Consider the following 19,402-nt stretch of genomic DNA (forward strand, 5'->3'; position numbering starts at 1 on the left):
GCCCGGTTACATTCCGAACCCGGAAGCTAAGCCTTTCAGCGCCGATGGTACTGCAGGGGGGACCCTGTGGGAGAGTAGGACGCCGCCGAACAATCTTTCAAAGGACCCTTGGTCCAGCGTTCAACGCTGGACCAAGGGTCCTTTTTGTTTTTGTACATCTTTACGCCGAAGCGCGGCCATGGGTTGGTTGCGCGAGAATGACTAGCGGTACCCCGAAGACAGGAGTCACACCCATGTCCAACTCTCCCGACGATCGTCCGGAGCGCGAGCCTCGGCGCAACGACGGCGGTGACAGGGGCGGCTTCCGTCGTGACGACCGTGGTAGCGACCGTGGTGGCGACCGTCCCCCGTTCCGTCGTGACGACCGTGGTGGCCGGCCGGCCGGTGGCGGTTTCCGCCGTGACGACCGTGGCGGACGCCCGGCCGGCGGTGGCTTCCGCGGCCGTGACGACCGCGGTGGCGACCGTCCCTCCTCCCCGCGTCGTGATGACGACCGTGGTGGTTTCCGTGGCGGTCGTGATGACCGTGGCGGCGACCGCCCGTCCTTCCCGCGCCGTGATGACCGCGGTGGGGACCGCCCGTCGTTCCCGCGCCGTGATGACCGTGGCGGTGACCGTCCGTCGTTCCCGCGCCGTGACGACCGTGGTGGCGACCGTCCGTCGTTCCGTCGTGATGACGAGCGTGGTGGCCGTCCCAGCTACCCGCGCCGTGATGACGACCGTGGTGGGCGTCCGTCCTACCCGCGTCGTGATGACGACCGTGGTGGTTTCCGCGGCGGTCGTGACGACCGTGGCGGCGACCGTCCGTCCTTCCCGCGTCGCGATGACCGTGGTGGCGACCGTCCGTCCTTCCGTCGTGACGATGACCGTGGTGGGCGTCCGTCCTACCCGCGTCGTGATGACGACCGTGGTGGTTTCCGTGGCGGTCGTGACGACCGTGGCGGTGACCGTCCGTCCTTCCCGCGCCGTGACGACCGCGGTGGGGACCGTCCGTCCTTCCCGCGTCGCGATGACCGTGGTGGCGACCGTCCGTCGTTCCGTCGTGACGACGACCGTGGTGGCCGTCCCAGCTACCCCCGTCGCGACGACGAGCGCGGTGGACGTCCGTCCTACCCCCGCCGTGACGACGACCGTGGTGGTTTCCGTGGCGGTCGTGACGACCGCGGCGGCGACCGTCCCTCGTTCCCCCGTCGCGATGACCGCGGTGGCGACCGTCCGTCGTTCCGTCGTGACGACGACCGTGGTGGCCGTCCCAGCTACCCGCGTCGCGACGACGAGCGCGGTGGTTTCCGCGGCGGCGACCGTCCCTCGTACCCGCGTCGTGACGACCGTGGCGGCGACCGCCCGTCGTACCCCCGCCGTGACGACCGGGGTGAGCGTCCCAGCTACCCGCGCCGTGACGACGACCGTGGTGGACGTCCGTCCTACCCCCGTCGTGACGACGAGCGCGGTGGTTTCCGCGGCGGTCGTGACGACCGCGGCGGCGACCGTCCCTCGTTCCCGCGTCGCGACGACCGCGGCGGCGACCGTCCGTCCTTCCCGCGCCGCGACGACCGCGGTGACCGTGGTGGGTACCGTGGTGGCCGCGATGACCGTGGTGGCGACCGCGGCGGCTTCCGCCGTGACGACCGCGGTGAGCGGGACTACCGCGCGGACCGCGACCGGGACCCGGTCAAGCGGCTTCCGATCGACGACGACGTCACCGGCCACGAGATCGACGCCGATGTGCGCCAGGAGCTCCTGAGCCTGCCCAAGGGCCTGGCCGAGGAGGTCTCGCGCAACCTGGTCATGGTCGCCCGGCTGATCGACGAGGACCCCGAGCAGGCGTACGCGTACTCCCGCATCGCCCTGCGTCTGGCCTCCCGCGTCGCCGCCGTGCGCGAGGCCGCCGGCTTCGCCGCGTACGCGACGCAGAAGTACAGCGAGGCGCTCGCGGAGTTCCGCGCCGCCAAGCGGATGACCGGTTCCGTCGAGCTGTGGCCCGTCATGGCCGACTGCGAGCGCGGCCTGGGCCGTCCGGAGCGGGCGCTGGCCATGGCCGGCGAGCCCGAGGTGCAGAAGCTGGACAAGGCCGGCCAGGTCGAGATGCGCCTCGTCGCGGCCGGTGCCCGGCGGGACATGGGCGAGCTCGACGCCGCCATCGTGACCCTGCAGAGCCCCGAGCTGGCCTCCAGCTCCGTGCAGCCGTGGACCGCGCGTCTGCGGTACGCCTACGCCGACGCCCTGCTGGCGGCCGGTCGTGAGGACGAGGCCCGCGAGTGGTTCGCCAAGACCCTCGAGGCCGACAAGGACGGGGCCACCGACGCCTCCGACCGCCTCGCCGAGATCGACGGCGTCGAGTTCGTGGACGCCGCCGCGGCCGCCGCGGACCTCGAGGACGCCGAGTTCGAGGACGTCGAGGACGAGGACGCCGAGGACGAGGACGAGGGTCAGGACCCGGCCGAGGTGGCCGCCGCCGAGCGCGCCGCCGACCAGGCCGAGTACTACGACGAGGACGACGAGGAGTACGAGCCCGTCGATGCCGACGACGCGGCCGACGCCGACGTGACCGACGGGCGCGACAAGGCGTAACCGCGACGCTCGCAGTACGGCGGAAGGGCGGCACCCCCTCGGGGGTGCCGCCCTTCCGCACGTCCGGGGCGGTGGGGGGGGCTCAGTCCAGGCTGCGCAGCACCAGGCCGGTGGCCGGCTTCGGGCCGAAGGAGGTGGACTTGCGGGGCATGGTGACGCCCTGCCGGGCCAGGTTCCGTACGACCTCCTCCCGTACGGGGTGCAGCAGGACCGCGGTACCGCCGTGCCGTTCGGCCATGGCGACCGTGGCGGCGGCGTCGTGGATGTAGGAGATGTGGTCAGGGGCGTCCGGGATCTGCCACAGGGCGTCCAGCAGGGAGGCGTGCAGCACGGTCGCGTCCAGCCGGCGCCAGGCCTCGGGGCGGTCGCGCCGGACGGTGCGCTCGATGAGGGCCGGTTCCGGGTCGGTGACCAGGTGGAAGGTGCCGTCGCCGGTGAGGAGGAAGGCGTTGCCGCGCTCCGAGGCGTCCGCGAGGACCTCCAGGGCCAGGGGCAGCGGGCCCTCGACGGGGCGGACGCGGAAGGAGCCCTCGACCTTGGCCAGTGCCTCGGCGAGGGGCAGCCGGCGCAGCATCCGGTGGATGGCCCGGACTTGGAGCGGGTACCGGACGGTGTCCACGAGGAGGACCAGGCCGAAGTCCCAGGGGGTGGCCGAGCCGTGCTCCTCCTGGAGGCGCAGGTACGTCGCCCAGCGGTGGTGGCCGTCGGCGATGAGGGCCTGGCGGTGTGCCAGGTCGGCGGTGACGGCCGCCAGTTCGGCCGGGTCCGTGATGGCCCAGAGGCTGTGGCGGAAGCCGTCCTCGGTGACGGTGGACAGCAGCGGCTCGCGGGCGGCGGTGTCCTCGACGATCCCGGCCGCTCCGGTGCCGGGGCCGTCGCCGCGGTAGGTGAGGAGGAGGGGCTCCAGGTTGGCGGAGGTGGCGCGCATCAAGCCCGCCCGGTCGGTGACCACATCCGGCATGACGTCCTCGTGGGGGAGCACCACGCCCGCCTCGGCGGGGGAGAGGGCGAGGGCGCCGATGATGCCGCGCTGCAGGAGACCCGCCCTGCGCTGCTCGTAGACGTACAGGGCGGGCTGCGGGTCGACGCCCAGGACGCCCTGCGCGAGCCAGTCGCGCAGGGTGCGGGCGGCCTGCTCGTTGCGGGCCGCCGGGGTCTCGGCCTGCGGCAGGATCAGCCGGACGATGTTGTGGGGGTCGGCGGATTCGAGGTAGTCGACTCCGTCGGGGCGTACGACCACGTCGTACGGCGGCGAGGTCACTGCCGCCAGGCTGCCGACGCGCTCCGGGACGTAGCGCAGTCCGTGGAAGGGGATCAGGCGCAGCCCGTGCTCCGCGTTGCCAGGTGTGGTCATTGGTGCATGGTAAGACCCGTCTCGGGATGCGGGATGATCGGGGGAGAGACGGGGTAGCGCAAACTCGGACAAGATCGATCGTAGGAATTGCGAGCCTCGAGCGTTGTTGCAACGGTTCAGAAGGAGCGGCCAGATGACCCGGCAGAGCAGGACCAGTCCCGCGGGCAGTGAGCGGAGTCTGCACCAGGCGTACGACACGGCCCTGCTGGACCTGGACGGGGTGGTGTACGCGGGCGGGCACGCCATCGCGCACGCGGTGGAGTCCCTGGCGGTGGCCCGGGAGGACGGCATGCACCTGGCCTACGTCACCAACAACGCGCTGCGCACCCCGGACGCCGTCGCGGCGCACCTGAGCGAGCTGGGGATCCCCACCGAGGCCGGTGAGGTGATCACGTCCGCGCAGGCGGTGGCCCGCCTGATCGCGGAGCAGGTGGAGCCGGGGTCGAAGGTGCTGGTGATCGGCGGTGACGGGCTGCGGGTCGCGCTGCGCGAACGCGGGCTGGTGCCGGTGGAGTCCGCGGAGGAGGAGGGGCTCGCGGCCGTCGTCCAGGGGTACGGCGGGCCCGATCTGGCGTGGGGGCGGTTCGCGGAGGCCTCGTACGCGATCAACCGGGGGGTGCCGTGGTTCGCTTCGAACACCGACCTGACGATTCCGGGGGCGCGCGGGATCGCGCCGGGCAACGGGGCGGCCGTGGAGGTCGTACGGATCGCCACGGGCGCGGAGCCGCAGGTGGCGGGGAAGCCGCTGCCCCCGATGCACCGCGAGACGGTGCTGCGGACGGGGGCGAAGCGGCCGCTGGTGGTGGGGGACCGGCTGGACACCGACATCGAGGGGGCGTTCAACGGGGACGTGGACTCGCTGCTGGTGCTGACCGGGGTGACGGACGCGGCGCAGTTGCTGCGTGCCGAGCCGCGCCACCGGCCCACCTATGTGGACCGGGACCTGCGGGGGCTGCTGAGCGGGCAGCCCGAGGTGGTGGAGGACGGGGACGGCTGGCGGTGCGGCGGCTGGAACGCGGTGCACACGGACGGTTCCCTGGACGTGGTCCCGGCCGCGGAGCCGGAGCGGGCGGGTGATCCGGTCGACGGGCTGCGGGCGCTGTGCGCGGCGGCCTGGTCGCGGGCCGGGGACGGGGTGTACGGGGACGGCGTGGAGAAGGCGCTGGCGAAGCTGGGGTTCTGAGCGCGGCCGCCGTCCGGTGATCGGTGGGGCGCAGGGTAGGCTAACCTAACTTGGGTGTTGGCTGAGAGTCCCCCCGAAACCGAGCAGAACGCGCCGCCGCCCGTGGCCCGTCCACGGCACGCCGTGCGCGCCGCCGGCCTGCTGATCGCCCTCGCCGTGCTGGCCCTGGTCGTGGTGGCGAGCATCGCCGTGGGCGCCAAGCCCATGCCGCTCGACCAGGTCTGGCACGGCCTGTTCCACTACGCGGGCACCACGAACGACGTGGTCGTACGGGACCTGCGGGTCCCGCGCACCGTCCTCGGCGTGCTGGTCGGGCTCGGACTCGGCCTGTCCGGCGCGGTGATGCAGGCGCTGACCCGCAACCCGCTGGCCGAGCCCGGCATCCTCGGCGTCAACGCGGGCGCGGCGGCGGCCGTCGTCTCGGCGATCAGCTTCTTCGGGGCGAGCACGCTGACCGAGTTCGTGTGGTGGGCCTTCCTCGGCGCCGCCGTCGTCTCGGTCGCCGTGTACGTCCTCGGCGGCAGCCGCAGCGCGACGCCGGTGCGCCTCGCGCTCGCCGGGACGGCGGCCAGCGCGGCGCTCGTCGGGTACATCAACGCCGTGCAGCTGATGGACACCAAGGCGCTGGACAAGCTGCGCTTCTGGACGGTGGGCTCGCTGGCCTCGGCCACCATGGACACCGTCCGCCAGGTCGCCCCGTTCCTGCTGGCCGGTGCGGTCCTCGCCCTGGTGCTGGGCCGCCCGCTCAACGCGATGGCGATGGGCGACGACACGGCGCGGGCGCTCGGCGCGCACCTGACGCGGACGCGGATCCTGGCGATGGCCGCCATCACCCTGCTGTGCGGGGCCGCGACCGCCGCGTGCGGGCCGATCGTCTTCATCGGGCTGATGATCCCGCACCTGGCCCGTCTCGTCACCGGGCCCGACATGCGCTGGGTGCTCGTGTACTCGGCCGTCCTGTCGCCCGTGCTGCTGCTCGGCGCCGACGTGATCGGACGGGTCGTCACCCGTCCCTCCGAACTCCAGGTGGGCATCATCACGGCGTTGATCGGCGGCCCCGTCTTCATCCACCTGGTCCGGCGCAAGAGGATGGCCCAGCTGTGACCGCTCACCCCGCCGCCACGGAAACCCGGCTGCGCGCCCTGCGCGGACCCGGCCGCACCTCGCTGCGCGTCGAGCCGCGCGCGCTGGCCACCGGGCTGGTGCTGGCCGCGGTCGCCGTGGTGCTGGCCGTCGTGCTCATCGGCACCGGCGACTTCGAGATCGCGCCCTGGGACGTCGTGCGGACCCTGCTGGGCAACGGCACCCCCGCCGACGACTTCATCGTCAACGACCTGCGGCTGCCGCGGGTCCTGGTCGCGGTGCTGGTCGGCGCGGCCCTCGGGATGGCCGGGGCGGTCTTCCAGTCCGTCTCGCGCAACCCGCTCGGCTCGCCGGACCTGCTCGGCTTCGGGTACGGGTCGGCCGTCGGCGCGCTCGTCGTCATCGTCGTCTTCAAGGGCGGGGCGGGCGAGGTGGCGCTGGGGGCGGTGGCCGGCGGCCTGCTGGCAGGCGCCGCCGTCTACCTCCTCGCGTACAAGCAGGGGATCCAGGGGTACCGGCTGGTGCTCGTGGGCATCGGCGCTTCCGCCGTCCTCGTCGCGCTCATCCAGTACCTGATCGCCAAGGCGCAGATCGTCGAGGCCACCCGGGCGATGGTGTGGCTGACCGGCTCGCTGGCCGGGCGGGACTGGGCGCAGGTGTGGCCGCTGCTGGCGGCCTGCGCGGTGCTGTTCCCGCTCGTGCTGGGGCAGAGCCGGGCCCTGCGGATGATCGAGATGGGCGACGACGCCGCGTACGCCCTGGGCGTCCCGGTGGAGCGGACCCGGATGCTGCTGATGCTGGCGGCGGTCCTGCTGACCACCGCGGCCGCGGCGGCGGCGGGACCGATCAGCTTCGTGGCGCTGGCCGCGCCGCAGCTGGCCCGGCGGCTGGCGCGCTCGCCCGGATCGAGCCTGCTGACCGGCGCGCTGATGGGCGCCGTCCTGCTGCTGGCCTCGGACCTGGCCTCGCAGCGGGCCTTCGGCGCGGACCAGCTCCCGGTGGGCGTGGTCACCGGGCTGACCGGCGGTGTCTACCTGCTCTGGCTGCTCGTCACCGAGCGCAGGGCGGGACGTATATGAACGAGCGGACCGGAACGAGGAGCGGGCACGTGCAGAGGCTGATCGCGGAGGACCTCACCCTCGGCTACGACCAGCGGGTCATCGCGGAGAACCTGTCGGTGGAGATCCCCGACCACTCCTTCACGGTGATCGTGGGACCCAACGCCTGCGGCAAGTCGACCCTGCTGCGGGCGCTGTCGCGGATGCTCAAGCCGGCCGCCGGACGGGTGCTGCTCGACGGCCGGGCCATCTCCTCGCTGCCCGCGAAGAAGGTGGCGAAGACGCTGGGGCTGCTCCCGCAGTCCTCGGTCGCGCCGGACGGCATCACCGTCGCCGACCTGGTCGCGCGGGGCCGCTACCCGCACCAGGGGCTGCTGCGCCAGTGGTCGGCGCAGGACGAGCGGATCGTCCTGGAGTCGATGGCCGCGACCGGCGTCGCCGAGCTCGCCGGCCGGGCCGTGGACGAGCTGTCGGGGGGCCAGCGCCAGCGGGTGTGGATCGCGATGGCGCTGGCCCAGCAGACCCCGCTGCTGTTGCTGGACGAACCGACCACCTACCTCGACATCCAGCACCAGCTCGACGTGCTCGACCTGTGCGCGGAACTCCACGAGAACCAGGGCCGCACGCTCGTGGCGGTGCTGCACGACCTCAACCACGCGGCCCGTTACGCCACGCACCTGGTCGCGCTGTGCGCGGGCAGGGTCGTCGCCGAGGGGCCGCCGGCCGAGGTGGTCACCGCCGAGCTGGTGGAGGAGGTCTTCGGGGTGCGCTGCCGGATCATCGACGACCCGGAGACCGGCACGCCGCTGGTGGTCCCGGCCGCCCGGCGGGCGCGCGCGAAGGCCACCGTCTGAGGCTCGCGCCGGAACGGGCCCGCAGCCGGGCCCCGCACCCGCCGGACGGAGTCCGGCGCAGCGGTGCGAAGCCGGGGAGGCCGCTCGCGGCTGAGTCGTGCGAGCGGCGCGTCGAGAGGGCGGGGCCGCTCGCGGCCGAGGCGTGCGAGCGGCGCGTGAAGAAGGCTAAAGCAGGCTCTTGAGGCGCAGCAGGTCGCGGAAGCCGGCCTCCAGTCGGACCCGGCCGGAGGCCCAGGCCTTGGCGAACTTCAGCTCGCCGGCGACCAGCGCGACGAGGTCGTCGCCGGTCATCGCCAGCCGGATGTCGGCCTTGGCGCGGGGCGGCCCCGGCGTGAGGGCGTCCACCCGGATCCGGCCGCCCTCCAGGCGCCCGGAGAAGGTCTGGTCGAGGTCGGTGATGTGGCAGCTCAGGGAGCGGTCGAGGGCGGCCGCGCCGCGCACGTCGCCGTCGGCCGCCGCCAGGTTGCCGGAGAGTCGGTCGAGTGCGGCGCGGCACTCCTGGATCGTAGCCATGGTGATCACGACCGTACCGCAGAGCCGCCGGTGGTGGCGCCCGCGCTTCGGGGTAGCGTCGTGGCATGACCGACGAAGTGTCCGAGTGCGTTGCGGAAGACGACCACCGGGAGCCCGCGGCGGAGCCGGACGCCGAGCCCGCCGCGGCCGCGCCGCTGGGCCTCGTACGGACGCCCACCGGCCACGCCGGGGTGGACGCGCGGCTGGAGCGGCTGGCGGACGCGGACCACCTGGCGGCGGACGGGCACGCCGAGGTGTACGAGGATGTGCACAGGGGGCTGCGCGAGGCGCTGGACGCGCTGGACGCACCGCCCGTCCCCGGACCTTACGAAAACAGGAGCTGAACCGAACGTGGCAGGAGTGGCACGCCGCCGCCTGGACGCCGAACTGGTACGCCGCAGCATGGCCCGCTCGCGCGAGCACGCGGCCCAGCTGATCGCCGCGGGCCGGGTGACCGTGGGCGGTACCACCGCCACCAAGGCGGCCACCCAGGTCGAGACCAGCGCGGCCCTCGTCGTCCTCAAGGACGACAGCGACCCCGACTACGTCTCCCGGGGCGGCCACAAGCTGGCCGGCGCGCTCGCCGCCTTCCGGCCCCTGGGGCTGGCCGTCGAGGGGCGGCGGGCACTGGACGCGGGTGCCTCGACGGGCGGGTTCACCGATGTGCTGCTGCGCGCGGGCGTGGCCCACGTGGTCGCCGTCGACGTCGGCTACGGGCAGCTCGCCTGGTCGCTGCAGAGCGACGAGCGGGTCACCGTCAAGGACCGTACGAACGTACGGGAGCTGACGCTCGACCTGATCGACGGCGTCCCGGCGGACCTGGTGGTGGGCGACCTGTCCTTCATCTCCATCGGGCTGGTGCTGCCCGCGCTGGTGCGGTGCACGGCGCCGGACGCCGACCTGGTGCTGATGGTGAAGCCGCAGTTCGAGGTGGGCAAGGAGCGCCTGGGCAGCGGCGGTGTGGTGCGCAGCGCCGAGCTGCGGGCCGAGGCCGTGCGGGACGTCGCGGCGCAGGCCTGGAAGCTGGGGCTGGGGGTGCTGGGGGTGACGGCGAGCCCGCTGCCGGGCCCGTCGGGCAACGTCGAGTACTTTCTGTGGCTGCGGGCGGGGGCACCGGCACTCGACCCGGGGGATGTCGACCGTGCAGTGGCGGAGGGGCCGCAGTGACAGAGGTGTCAGCAGGTTCAGCGGGTTCAGCACGTCGGGTGGAAACGGAGGGGGCCGCGGAGGCGCCGGAGCCGGCGGGCCCGAGGACGGTCTTCCTGGTCGCGCACACCGGACGGCCCGCCGCCATCCGCAGCGCCGAGCTGGTGGTGCAGGGGCTGTTGCGGTCGGGGATCGGGGTGCGCGTCCTGGAGGACGAGGCCCGGGACCTGCCGCTGCCGCCCGAGGTGGAGCTGGTCGCCGAGTGCACGCCCAAGGTGCTCGGCGGGTGCGAGCTGCTGATCGTGCTGGGCGGGGACGGGACCCTGCTGCGCGGTGCGGAGTTCGCCCGCGGCTCGGGCGTGCCGATGCTGGGCGTCAACCTGGGCCGGGTCGGGTTCCTCGCGGAGGCCGAGCGCGACGACCTCGACAAGGTCGTGGACCGGGTGGTCAGCCGGGACTACGAGGTCGAGGAGCGGATGACCCTCGACGTCCTCGTACGGACCAACGGGGACGTGGTGCACCGGGACTGGGCGCTGAACGAGGCCGCCGTCCAGAAGGTGTCCGCGGAGCGGATGCTGGAGGTGGTCCTGGAGATCGACGGGCGCCCGGTGACCGGCTTCGGCTGCGACGGCATCGTCTGCGCGACGCCGACGGGCTCCACCGCGTACGCCTTCTCCGCGGGCGGGCCGGTGGTCTGGCCGGAGGTGGAGGCGCTGCTGATGGTGCCGATCAGCGCGCACGCGCTGTTCGCGAAGCCGCTGGTGACCTCGCCCACCTCGGTGCTGGCCGTGGAGGTGCAGAACGGGACCCCGCACGGGGCCCTGTGGTGCGACGGGCGCAGGACGCTGGAGCTGCCCGCCGGGGCCCGGGTGGAGGTCCGCCGCGGGACGGTGCCGGTGCGGCTCGCCCGGCTGCACCACGCGTCCTTCACGGACCGGCTGGTGGCGAAGTTCGCGCTGCCGGTCCAGGGGTGGCGCGGAGCACCGCACTGACGCTCCAATAGCACACTCGTTCGAGAAACTTCGGGCGGGTGAGGTCACATGGCACCGGTGAAACCTCGGTATCGTCGTCCCGTGCTTGAGGAGATGCGGATACGGTCGCTCGGGGTCATCGACGACGCGGTGGTCGAGCTGTCGCCCGGTTTCACCGCGGTGACCGGCGAGACCGGCGCGGGCAAGACGATGGTCGTCACCAGCCTCGGGCTGCTGCTCGGCGGCCGCGCCGACCCGGCCCTGGTACGGATCGGCGCCAAGGCGGCCGTGGTCGAGGGGCGCCTCGTCATGCGCCCCGACGCGCCCGCCGCCGTACGCGCCGGGGAGGCCGGGGCGGAACTCGACGAGGGCGCCCTGCTGATCAGCCGGACCGTGTCGGCCGAGGGGCGCTCGCGCGCCCACGTCGGAGGCCGCTCCGTGCCCGTCGGCCTGCTCGCAGAACTCGCCGACGACCTCGTCGCCGTCCACGGGCAGACCGACCAGCAGGGCCTGCTGCGGCCCGCCCGCCAGCGTCAGGCCCTCGACCGGTACGCCGGGGACTCCGTCTCCGTCCCCCTGGAGAAGTACGCCGGTGCCTACCGGCGGCTGCGGGCCGTCACCTCCGAGCTGGACACCCTGACCACCCGCGCCCGGGAGCGGGCGCAGGAGGCGGACCTGCTGCGCTTCGGGCTGGACGAGGTCGCCGCCGTCGAACCGCTGCCCGGCGAGGACGCCGAGCTCGCGGCCGAGGCCGAACGGCTCCGGCACGCCGAGTCCCTGGCCTCCGCGGCGCAGGCCGCGCACGCGGCACTGGCCGGTGACGTCGAGGACCCCGAGGGCGTCGACGCCAACACGCTCGTCGCGGGCGCGCACCGCGCCCTGGAATCCGTACGCTCCCACGACCCGGCGCTCGGCGCCCTCGCCGACCGGATCGGGGAGCTCGGCATCCTGCTGGCCGACGTGGCCGGGGAACTGGCCGGGTACGCCGACGACCTGGACGCCGACCCGCTGCGGCTGGCCGCGGTGGAGGAGCGGCGGGCCGCGCTGACCCAGCTGACCCGCAAGTACGGCGACTCGATCGACTCCGTACTGGACTGGGCCCAGAAGGGCTCGGCGCGGCTGCTCGAGCTCGACGGCGACGACGAGCGGATCGCCGGGCTGACCGCCGAACGGGACGCGCTGCGCGACGAACTGTCGGTCCTGGCCCAGGCGCTGACGGACGCGCGGACCGAGGCGGCCGAGCGGTTCGCCTCCGCGGTCACCGCCGAACTGGCCTCCCTCGCCATGCCGCACGCCCGCGTCACGATCGACATCCGGCAGACCGAGGACCCCGAGGGCGTCGAGGTCGGCGGGCGCGCGGTCGCGTACGGGCCCACGGGCACGGACGAGGTCGAGCTGCTGCTGGCCCCGCACCCCGGCGCCCAGCCGCGGCCGATCGCCAAGGGCGCCTCGGGCGGTGAGCTGTCGCGCGTCATGCTGGCCGTGGAGGTCGTCTTCGCCGGGTCCGACCCGGTGCCGACGTACCTCTTCGACGAGGTCGACGCGGGCGTCGGCGGCAAGGCGGCCGTCGAGGTCGGGCGGCGGCTCGCGAAGCTCGCCAAGTCCGCGCAGGTCGTCGTCGTCACGCACCTGCCGCAGGTGGCCGCCTTCGCGGACCGCCAGCTGCTGGTGGAGAAGACCGTCGACGGCTCGGTGACCCGCTCCGGGGTGACCGTCCTCGAAGGCGAGGACCGCATCCGCGAGCTGTCGCGGATGCTGGCCGGCCAGGAGGACTCCCAGACGGCACGGGCCCACGCCGAGGAACTGCTGGAGGCGGCGCGCGCGGACGCCTGAGCGCGGGCGGCCCGCCCGCTGTTAGCCCGTGTGGGTGAGGCTGGGGGGCGTACTGCGGTATCTCGTCCCGGATCCGCACCCGTATGGTCCCGGAACGCGCGTACGGACTGGCATCCTGGGCGACGTCTCTGACCCCCCTCCTCACCCTGGAGCTACGGCCCGTGAGCAGCTCCCCGGCCTCCTTCCCGGCCCCCGCACAGCCGTACGGGCGGCCTGCGCTGCGCACCCTCCAGGTCCTCGGCGGTACGGGAGCGGGCAGCAGCGCGCACGTGCGGTCCCTGGCGACGGGGCTGGCGGCGCGCGGCGTACGGGTGACCGTGTGCGCCCCCGCGGCGGCCGAGGGGGAGTACGACTTCACCGGCGCCGGGGCGGAGTTCACTCCCGACGCGGCGGGCGCCCTGCGGGCCGCCTGCGGCCGGGCCGACGTGGTGCACGCCCACGGGGTCCGGGCCGGGATGCGCGCCGCGCTGGCGCTGCGCGGCGGCGGGCGGCGGCCGCCGCTGGTGGTGACGTGGCACGGCAGCGGGCCCGAGCCGGCGGGGCCGCTCGGACGGCTGAGCCGGCTCCTGGAGCGGCACGTGGCCCGGGCCGCGGCGGTGGTGCTGGGCTCCTCCTCCGACCAGGTGGACCTCGCGCGGCGGCGCGGGGCGCGGGACGCGCGGCTGGCGGCGGTGGCCGTGCCGGCGGCGCCGCCGCTCCCCGACGCCGGCAAGACGCGGGCGGAGCTGGGCGTGGTGGAACGGCCGCTGGTCGTCGCGGTCGGCAGCCTGGTGGCGCGGCGCGGGTACTCCGTCCTGCTGGACGCGGCGCGGGCGTGGCGGGTGCTGGAGCCGCCGCCGCTGCTCGTGATCGCGGGGGAGGGACCGCTGCGGCCCGAACTGGCGCGGCGCATCCGGGAGGAGGGGCTCCCGGTGCGGCTGCTGGGCCGGCGCGGGGACGCCGACCGGCTGCTGGCGGCGGCGGACGTGGCGGTGCTGCCGAGCCGCTGGGAGGGCCGGTCCCTGCTGGCGCAGGAGGCCCTGCGGGCCGGGGTGGCCCTGGTGGCGACCGAGGTCGGGGGCGTACCGGAGCTGGTCGGCGACGCGGCGGTGCTGGTCCCGTACGGGGACTCCGGCGCGCTGGCGGGCGCGGTGGCCGCGCTCCTGGACGACCCCGACCGGCGGGCGGCCCTCGCGGTGGCGGGCCGGGCGCAGGCGGCGACGTGGCCGACGGAGGACGACACGGTGGCGCAGGTCCTGGCGGTGTACGACGAACTGATGGACCGCCGGTAGCCCCCGGCGGTTCCGGGGCGGTGCGCGGCTGCGCCCGTTCCGCGGCGCGAGGCCGAGCCCCCTCCCCACCCTTCACCCGTTCCCCGGGGTTGTGCCCCGGCCCCCCCCCGGGGCTGTGCCCCGGCCCCCCCGGGGCTGTGCCCCGGATCCCGCGGGGCTGTGCCCCGGCCCCCCCCGGGCTGCGCCCGGGACACCCGGGGCTGTGCCCCGGGCCCCGCGCGGGGCATGGGGTTGTCCCGGGCGGGGCTGCGCACGCTTCGGCGGGGCGCGAGACGGCGCTCCGCGCCCGCGGCCCCGAGTGCCGGCGCGGCTACCGGGGACTTCAGCCCGCAACGCCGCACGGTCCAGCCCCCCCCGGCGTTCGAGGCGCGGATCCGGGCGGAGCCCGGGGAGGGGGTCATGCTCCGCGCAGCGGCCACCACCCGCAGGCGGCCGACGGCACCGGCCCGTGCCCATGGCCCCGCCCCCGGGCCGAAGCCCGGGAAGCGCCCCGGCGCTGAGCGGTGCGAGGACCGCGTCAGGAAGAGGTGTGGCGGCGGGCGCGGAGGGCCAGGCTCAGGGAGAGGACCGTTTCGGGGTCGTCCAGGTCCGTGCCCAGGAGCTCCGCGATGCGGGCCAGCCGGTTGTACAGGGTCTGGCGGTTCAGGTGCAGCTCGCGCGCGGTCTCCGCCTTGCGGCCCGCGTGGGCCAGGTACGTCTCCAGGGTGGGCAGGAGCGGCGGGCGCGACGTCGTGTCGTGGGTGCGGAGCGGGCCGATCGCCCGGTCCACGAAGGCCGCCAGGTCGGGGTGTTCGCGCAGCCGCCACAGCAGCAGGTCGATGTCCAGGCGGCGGGCGTCGTACCAGGGCCGGGCCGGCAGGCCGTGCGCCGCCGTGGCCGTCTCGGCGGCGTGCCGCAGGCCGGAGGAGGCGGCCGCCCAGCCGCCGGCGACGCCCACGACCACGGCCGGCGGGGCGACGGCCCGGTCCAGGCCGGCCCGTTCGACGCCCGCCCGCAGCGCGGCGGCGACCCGGTCGGCGACGGCCGTGCGCTCCGACTCGGCGCGCAGGGACACCAGCAGCGGCACCCGTCCCTCCACCGGTCGTACGCCGAGCAGCACCGGCACCCCGACCGACGACAGCTCCTCCAGCACCGCCCGGGCCAGCACGGCCCAGTTCCCCGAAGCCCCCAGGTCCGTGGACAGCCGCATCACGATCGGCAGCAGCGGCCCCGCCCCCGGCCGGAAGCCGAGGACGCGCGCCTGCGCCGGGGCGTCCTCCGCCGAGATCCGGCCCTCCGCCAGGTCCGTCAGGAAGTCGCCCCGGCCGCGCGCGGCCAGCTCCTCCTCCTGCCGCGCCTGCATCAGGACGACCGCCAGGACCCCCGCCGTGCGCTCCGCCGCCATCCGGTGGACCGGCAGCAGCGGGCCCGCGACGCCCACCAGGACGACCCGCGCCCGGACCGACCCCGTGCCGTGGCCGCCGCCCGGTACGTCGACCACCACCGCGTTCGCCGGGGGCTCGGCCGCGCGCTGGCCGCCGCGCAGGCCCTCCCACACCTGGAGCGGGTCCGCCGCCGCCTCGCCGGCCACCGGCCCGGCGGCGTACAGCAGTTGGCCGTCCGGGGTCTCCAGGAAGACGGGGTTGCCCGTGAAGTCGGCCAGGATGCGCAGCACCTGCGGGATCCCGCCGCCGCCCAGCAGGGCCTCGGTACATCGGCGGTGGACCTCCTCGGCCCGCTGGAGCAGGGCGTAGTGGCCGTTGACGATCTCGGTGTGGACCTCCTCCGTCACCGTCACGAAGGGGACCTCGCGGTGGAGCTGGACCAGCGGCAGCCCGGCGGCCCTGGCCGTCTCGACGATCGTGGCGGGGAGCCGGGTGAAGCGCGGGCCGAGTTCCACGACCAGCGCGGCGATGCCCCGGTCCGCGAGGCGGCGTACGAAGGCGCGCTGCTCGGCGGGCCGGGTGCCCAGCCCGAGACCGGTGGTCAGCAGCAGTTCGCCGCCCTTGAGCAGCGAGGCGATGTTCGGGACCTCGCCCGCGTGCACCCAGCGCACGGTCCGTCCCAGGCGGTCGGCGCAGGCGACCACCTCCGGGAGCCCGCTGCGCAGTCCCGGCAGCTCCAGTGCCCGCTGAACCGTGATTCCGCCCTGGTCGTCCATGTCGCGGACGCTACCGGCCGGCCCGTACCGCGCGTATCACCGGGCGGTTACGGAGTCCGATATGCCCCCGTCCGGACCGACAACTCGTCGCCCCGGCACGGAGATTATCGGACCGCGTGCCGATTGTGGCGTGCGTCACGCGGGTGGAGAGTGACGGCCTTCGGCAAGACCACGAAGCAGGAACGAGGACTCCATGAGCAGAGCCAGCGCCACGCCGCCACCCGCCGCCGGGGCCGCGCCCCCGGTCCAGCGCCTCAAGGCCAACTCCGTCGGCCTGGTCGGCGTCGTCTTCATGGCGGTCGCCACCGCCGCGCCGATCACCGCGATGACCGGCAACCTGCCCATCGCGGTCGGCTTCGGCAACGGCACCGGCGCGCCCGCCGGGTACCTCTTCGCGACCCTCGTCCTCACCGTCTTCGCGGTCGGCTACGTGGCCATGGCCAAGCGGATCACCGCCGCCGGCGCCTTCTACGGGTTCATCTCGCACGGCCTCGGCCGGATCGCCGGCATGGCCTCGGGGATGCTCGCCGTCCTCGCCTACATCGTCTTCGAGGCCTCGATCGTCGGCGTGTTCTCCTACTTCGCGAAGACGACCGTCCACGACCAGCTCGGCGTCGACCTGCCCTGGGTCCTCTACGCGGCCGCCATGCTCGCCGTCACCGCCGTCCTCGCGCACTTCGACATCAACCTCACCGCCAAGGCCCTCGGCGTGATGCTCGTCGCGGAGATCGCCGTCCTCTTCGCCGTCGCCACCGCCGTGCTCGTCGCGGGCGGCGGACCTGACGGCATCCCGGTGGAGCCCGTTAACCCGAAGAACGCCTTCACCGGCACCTCCGCCGGGCTCGGCCTCTTCTTCGCCTTCTGGTCCTGGGTCGGCTTCGAGTCCACCGCGATGTACGGCGAGGAGTCCCGCGACCCCAAGCGGGTCATCCCCAAGGCCACCCTCATCTCCGTCGTCGGAGTGGGCCTCTTCTACATCTACGTCTCCTGGATGACCATCGCCGGCAACGGCCTGGCCGACTCCGTCACCCTGTCCGCCTCCGCCAGCCCCCTGGACCTGTTCTTCGCCCCCACCCGGACGTTCATCGGGGGCTGGGCCGTCGACGCCTTCCAGTGGCTGTTGCTCACCGGCTCCTTCGCCTGCGGGATGGCCTTCCACCAGTGCGCCGCCCGCTACCTGTACGCCATCGGCCGCGAGGGCTTCCTGCACGCCGGACTCGGGCGCACCCACCCCCGGCACGGCTCCCCGTACGTCGCCTCCGTGGCGCAGACCGCCATCGCCACCGCCCTCGTCGCCGGCTTCTGGCTCACCGGCCAGGACCCGTACCTGCACCTGTACACGCTCCTGGCGATCCTCGGCACGATGGCGATCCTGATCGTGCAGACCCTGTGCTCCTTCGCGGTCATCGGCTACTTCCGCGCCAACCACCCAGAGGACCGGCACTGGTTCAGGACCTTCACGGCGCCGCTGCTCGGCGGGATCGGGATGACCGCCGTCGTGGTCCTGCTGGTGCTCAACATGGAGACCGCCGCGGGGGCCGCCGCCGGCTCGCTGTTCTTCAAGCTCATCCCGTGGATCGTCGGCGCGGTCTTCCTCGGCGGCCTGGCCCTCGGGTTCTGGCTGAAGGCGAAGGCCCCCGCACGCTACGAGGTCATCGGCCGGATCGTCCTGGAGGACGCCGCCGAACGCACCGACGACGCCGACGACACCGACGACCCCGCCGCCACCCCCTCCGGCCCCGCCGCCGCCACCGTCTGAGGAGCCCCTCCCATGGCCCGTACGCCCCTGATGCACTCCCTGCGACAGCTCGCCGCCGAACACGCGGCCGCCCGGCGGCTGCGGATGCCCGCCGCCGAGGTACGCGGCTCCACCCGCCGCGAACTCCTCGGCCGCGCCGCCGCGCTCGGCCTCGGCACCGCGCTCGCCTCCTCCGCGACGGCCGCCACCGCGTACGCCGCGCAGAGCGCCCCGGCCCCCAAGCGCGCCACCCCCGCCCGCGTCGCCGTCGTCGGCGCCGGCATATCCGGCCTCACCGCCGCCCTCACCCTCCAGGACGCCGGCATCCCCTGCACCCTCTACGAGGCCAACCCGGCCCGCGTCGGCGGCCGCATGTGGACCCAGCGCGCCCACTGGGCGTACGGCCAGACCTCCGAGATCGGCGGCGAGCTGATCGACACCAGCCACAAGAAGATCCTGGAGCTGTGCCGCCGCTTCAACCTGCCCACCGAGGACTTCCTCGGCGGCGGCCCCAACGGCGCGGAGGAGGTGCTCCGGTTCAACGGCGAGTACTACTCCCGCACCCAGGCCGACGAGGACTTCAAGGCCGTCTACCAGGCGCTGCACCGCGACCTCCAGGAAGCCGGGGAGGTCACCTGGAACAGCTCCACCCCCGCCGGCACCGCCCTCGACAACATGACCCTGTACGAGTGGATCGAGACCCGGATCCCCGGCGGCCACGGCTCCCAGCTCGGCCGGTTCATCGACGTCGCCTACAACGTCGAGTACGGCGCCGACACCACCGCCCAGTCCGCCCTCGCACTGGTCCTGCTGATGGGCTACCAGCCCAACCCCGGCAACTTCAACGTCTGGGGCCTGTCCAACGAGCGCTACCACATCACCGGCGGCAACGACCGGCTCCCGAACGCCATCGCCGCCGCCCTGTCCGCCGGCACGATCGTGATGGGCCGCGAGCTGCTCGCCGTACGGGCCAACGCCGACGGCACCCAGACCCTCACGTTCGACGACTCCGGCGCCACCCGCACCACCGTCGCCGACCACACCGTCCTGTGCCTGCCGCTGCCCGTCCTCCAGCGCCTCGACACCTCGCAGGCCGGCTTCGACCCGCTGATGCGCAACCTGCTGCGCGACGCCCGCATGGGCTACTGCACCAAGCTCAACATGCAGTTCACCGCCCGGCCCTGGCGCGGCACCGGCCCGTGGCCCGGCGTCTCGGCCGGAGACTGCTTCACCGACTCCGACGTCCAGCAGACCTGGGACACCACCAAGGTCCAGCCCGGCAACGGCGGCATCCTCCTCCAGTACGGCGGCGGCAGCCTCGCCGGCTCGCTCACCCCCGCGACCCCCTTCGCCACCGAGGCCGACCCCTACGTACGGGCCCTCGCCCAGCGGATGCTGACCGGCATCGACGTCTTCTTCCCGGGCACCAAGGCCGTCTGGACCGGCCGCGCCCAGCTCTCCGCCTGGCACCGCAACCCCTACTCGCTGGGCGCGTACTCGTACTGGCCCACCGGCTACCTGCACCGCTACGCCCAGTACGAGGGCACCGCCCAGGGCAACGTCCACATCGGCGGCGAGCACTGCAGCTACGACTTCCAGGGCTTCATGGAGGGCGGCGCCACCGAGGGCGAACGGGCCGCCCGGGAGGTGATCGCCGCCCTCACCTGAGACCGGCACCGGGCCCGCGC

15 protein-coding genes, 1 rRNA gene and 1 pseudogene are annotated in these 19,402 nt (G+C 74.4%); 14 read left to right on the forward strand and 3 right to left on the reverse strand.

The window, feature by feature from the left end; all coding sequences use genetic code 11:
- The 3 genes and pseudogenes from rrf to AB0D45_RS23790 all read left to right on the forward strand — a co-directional run.
- A 5S ribosomal RNA gene (gene rrf / locus AB0D45_RS23780) occupies positions 1-91 on the forward strand; the annotation flags it as partial.
- Positions 92-275: 184 nt separating this feature from the next.
- Positions 276-1,058 (forward strand): annotated as a pseudogene (locus AB0D45_RS23785) (tetratricopeptide repeat protein); the annotation flags it as partial.
- Between the two features lie 666 nt (positions 1,059-1,724).
- The gene (locus AB0D45_RS23790) at positions 1,725-2,570 is read left to right on the forward strand and encodes a hypothetical protein (protein ID WP_362462395.1); all 846 of its coding nucleotides are present in this window, start codon (positions 1,725-1,727) and stop codon (positions 2,568-2,570) included.
- 82 nt (positions 2,571-2,652) lie between these two features.
- Here AB0D45_RS23790 and AB0D45_RS23795 read toward each other — a convergent pair whose 3' ends face one another.
- Positions 2,653-3,924 (reverse strand): DUF1015 domain-containing protein, encoded by a 1,272-nt coding sequence (locus tag AB0D45_RS23795; RefSeq protein WP_361603755.1) that lies wholly within the window; start codon positions 3,922-3,924, stop codon positions 2,653-2,655.
- A 133-nt stretch (positions 3,925-4,057) separates the two neighbouring features.
- On the opposite strand from AB0D45_RS23795, the gene AB0D45_RS23800 reads away from it, so the two are divergent.
- From AB0D45_RS23800 to AB0D45_RS23815, 4 genes are read left to right on the forward strand one after another with little or no spacing between them, the layout of a single operon-like run.
- On the forward strand, positions 4,058-5,107 hold the full coding sequence (locus tag AB0D45_RS23800) for an HAD hydrolase-like protein (RefSeq protein ID WP_361603753.1): 1,050 nt from the start codon (positions 4,058-4,060) through the stop codon (positions 5,105-5,107).
- A gap of 54 nt (positions 5,108-5,161) precedes the next feature.
- On the forward strand, positions 5,162-6,211 hold the full coding sequence (locus AB0D45_RS23805; protein ID WP_362462318.1) for an iron chelate uptake ABC transporter family permease subunit: 1,050 nt from the start codon (positions 5,162-5,164) through the stop codon (positions 6,209-6,211).
- Positions 6,208-7,269 (forward strand): iron chelate uptake ABC transporter family permease subunit, encoded by a 1,062-nt coding sequence (locus AB0D45_RS23810; protein ID WP_362462320.1) that lies wholly within the window; start codon positions 6,208-6,210, stop codon positions 7,267-7,269. Before AB0D45_RS23805 ends, AB0D45_RS23810 begins: the two co-directional genes overlap by 4 nt.
- The gene (locus AB0D45_RS23815; protein ID WP_362462323.1) at positions 7,266-8,102 is read left to right on the forward strand and encodes an ABC transporter ATP-binding protein; all 837 of its coding nucleotides are present in this window, start codon (positions 7,266-7,268) and stop codon (positions 8,100-8,102) included. The genes AB0D45_RS23810 and AB0D45_RS23815 overlap by 4 nt, the downstream gene beginning before the upstream one ends.
- A gap of 165 nt (positions 8,103-8,267) precedes the next feature.
- On the opposite strand, the gene AB0D45_RS23820 is transcribed toward AB0D45_RS23815, so the two are convergent.
- The gene (locus AB0D45_RS23820) at positions 8,268-8,615 is read right to left on the reverse strand and encodes an SCP2 sterol-binding domain-containing protein (protein ID WP_362462325.1); all 348 of its coding nucleotides are present in this window, start codon (positions 8,613-8,615) and stop codon (positions 8,268-8,270) included.
- A 65-nt stretch (positions 8,616-8,680) separates the two neighbouring features.
- Between AB0D45_RS23820 and AB0D45_RS23825 the strand changes: the two genes are divergently transcribed.
- From AB0D45_RS23825 to AB0D45_RS23845, 5 genes are all read left to right on the forward strand, one after another.
- A complete protein-coding gene (locus AB0D45_RS23825; RefSeq protein ID WP_362462328.1) occupies positions 8,681-8,959 on the forward strand; it encodes a hypothetical protein in 279 nt (92 codons plus the stop codon).
- 7 nt (positions 8,960-8,966) lie between these two features.
- Positions 8,967-9,782, forward strand: coding sequence for a TlyA family RNA methyltransferase (locus AB0D45_RS23830; RefSeq protein ID WP_362462331.1), 816 nt, complete (start codon positions 8,967-8,969; stop codon positions 9,780-9,782).
- A 38-nt stretch (positions 9,783-9,820) separates the two neighbouring features.
- On the forward strand, positions 9,821-10,753 hold the full coding sequence (locus AB0D45_RS23835) for an NAD kinase (RefSeq protein WP_362462334.1): 933 nt from the start codon (positions 9,821-9,823) through the stop codon (positions 10,751-10,753).
- Positions 10,754-10,846: 93 nt separating this feature from the next.
- A complete protein-coding gene (gene recN / locus AB0D45_RS23840; RefSeq protein ID WP_362462398.1) occupies positions 10,847-12,565 on the forward strand; it encodes a DNA repair protein RecN in 1,719 nt (572 codons plus the stop codon).
- Positions 12,566-12,726: 161 nt separating this feature from the next.
- Positions 12,727-13,836 (forward strand): glycosyltransferase family 4 protein, encoded by a 1,110-nt coding sequence (locus AB0D45_RS23845; protein ID WP_362462337.1) that lies wholly within the window; start codon positions 12,727-12,729, stop codon positions 13,834-13,836.
- A 517-nt stretch (positions 13,837-14,353) separates the two neighbouring features.
- Here AB0D45_RS23845 and AB0D45_RS23850 read toward each other — a convergent pair.
- Positions 14,354-15,976, reverse strand: a complete 1,623-nt coding sequence (locus AB0D45_RS23850; RefSeq protein WP_361605856.1) for a PucR family transcriptional regulator — start codon at positions 15,974-15,976, stop codon at positions 14,354-14,356.
- Between the two features lie 193 nt (positions 15,977-16,169).
- On the opposite strand from AB0D45_RS23850, the gene AB0D45_RS23855 reads away from it, so the two are divergent.
- Both AB0D45_RS23855 and AB0D45_RS23860 read left to right on the forward strand, forming a co-directional pair.
- Positions 16,170-17,735: an APC family permease gene (locus AB0D45_RS23855; protein WP_362462340.1), complete on the forward strand. Its 1,566-nt coding sequence runs from the start codon at positions 16,170-16,172 to the stop codon at positions 17,733-17,735.
- A 12-nt stretch (positions 17,736-17,747) separates the two neighbouring features.
- Positions 17,748-19,382 carry an NAD(P)/FAD-dependent oxidoreductase gene (locus AB0D45_RS23860; RefSeq protein WP_362462343.1) on the forward strand — a complete coding sequence of 545 codons (1,635 nt, stop codon included), beginning with the start codon at positions 17,748-17,750 and terminating at the stop codon, positions 19,380-19,382.
- The last annotated feature ends 20 nt before the right edge of the window (positions 19,383-19,402 follow it).

This window comes from Streptomyces sp. NPDC048352 (assembly GCF_040651895.1).
Classification (GTDB): Bacteria; Actinomycetota; Actinomycetes; order Streptomycetales; family Streptomycetaceae; genus Streptomyces.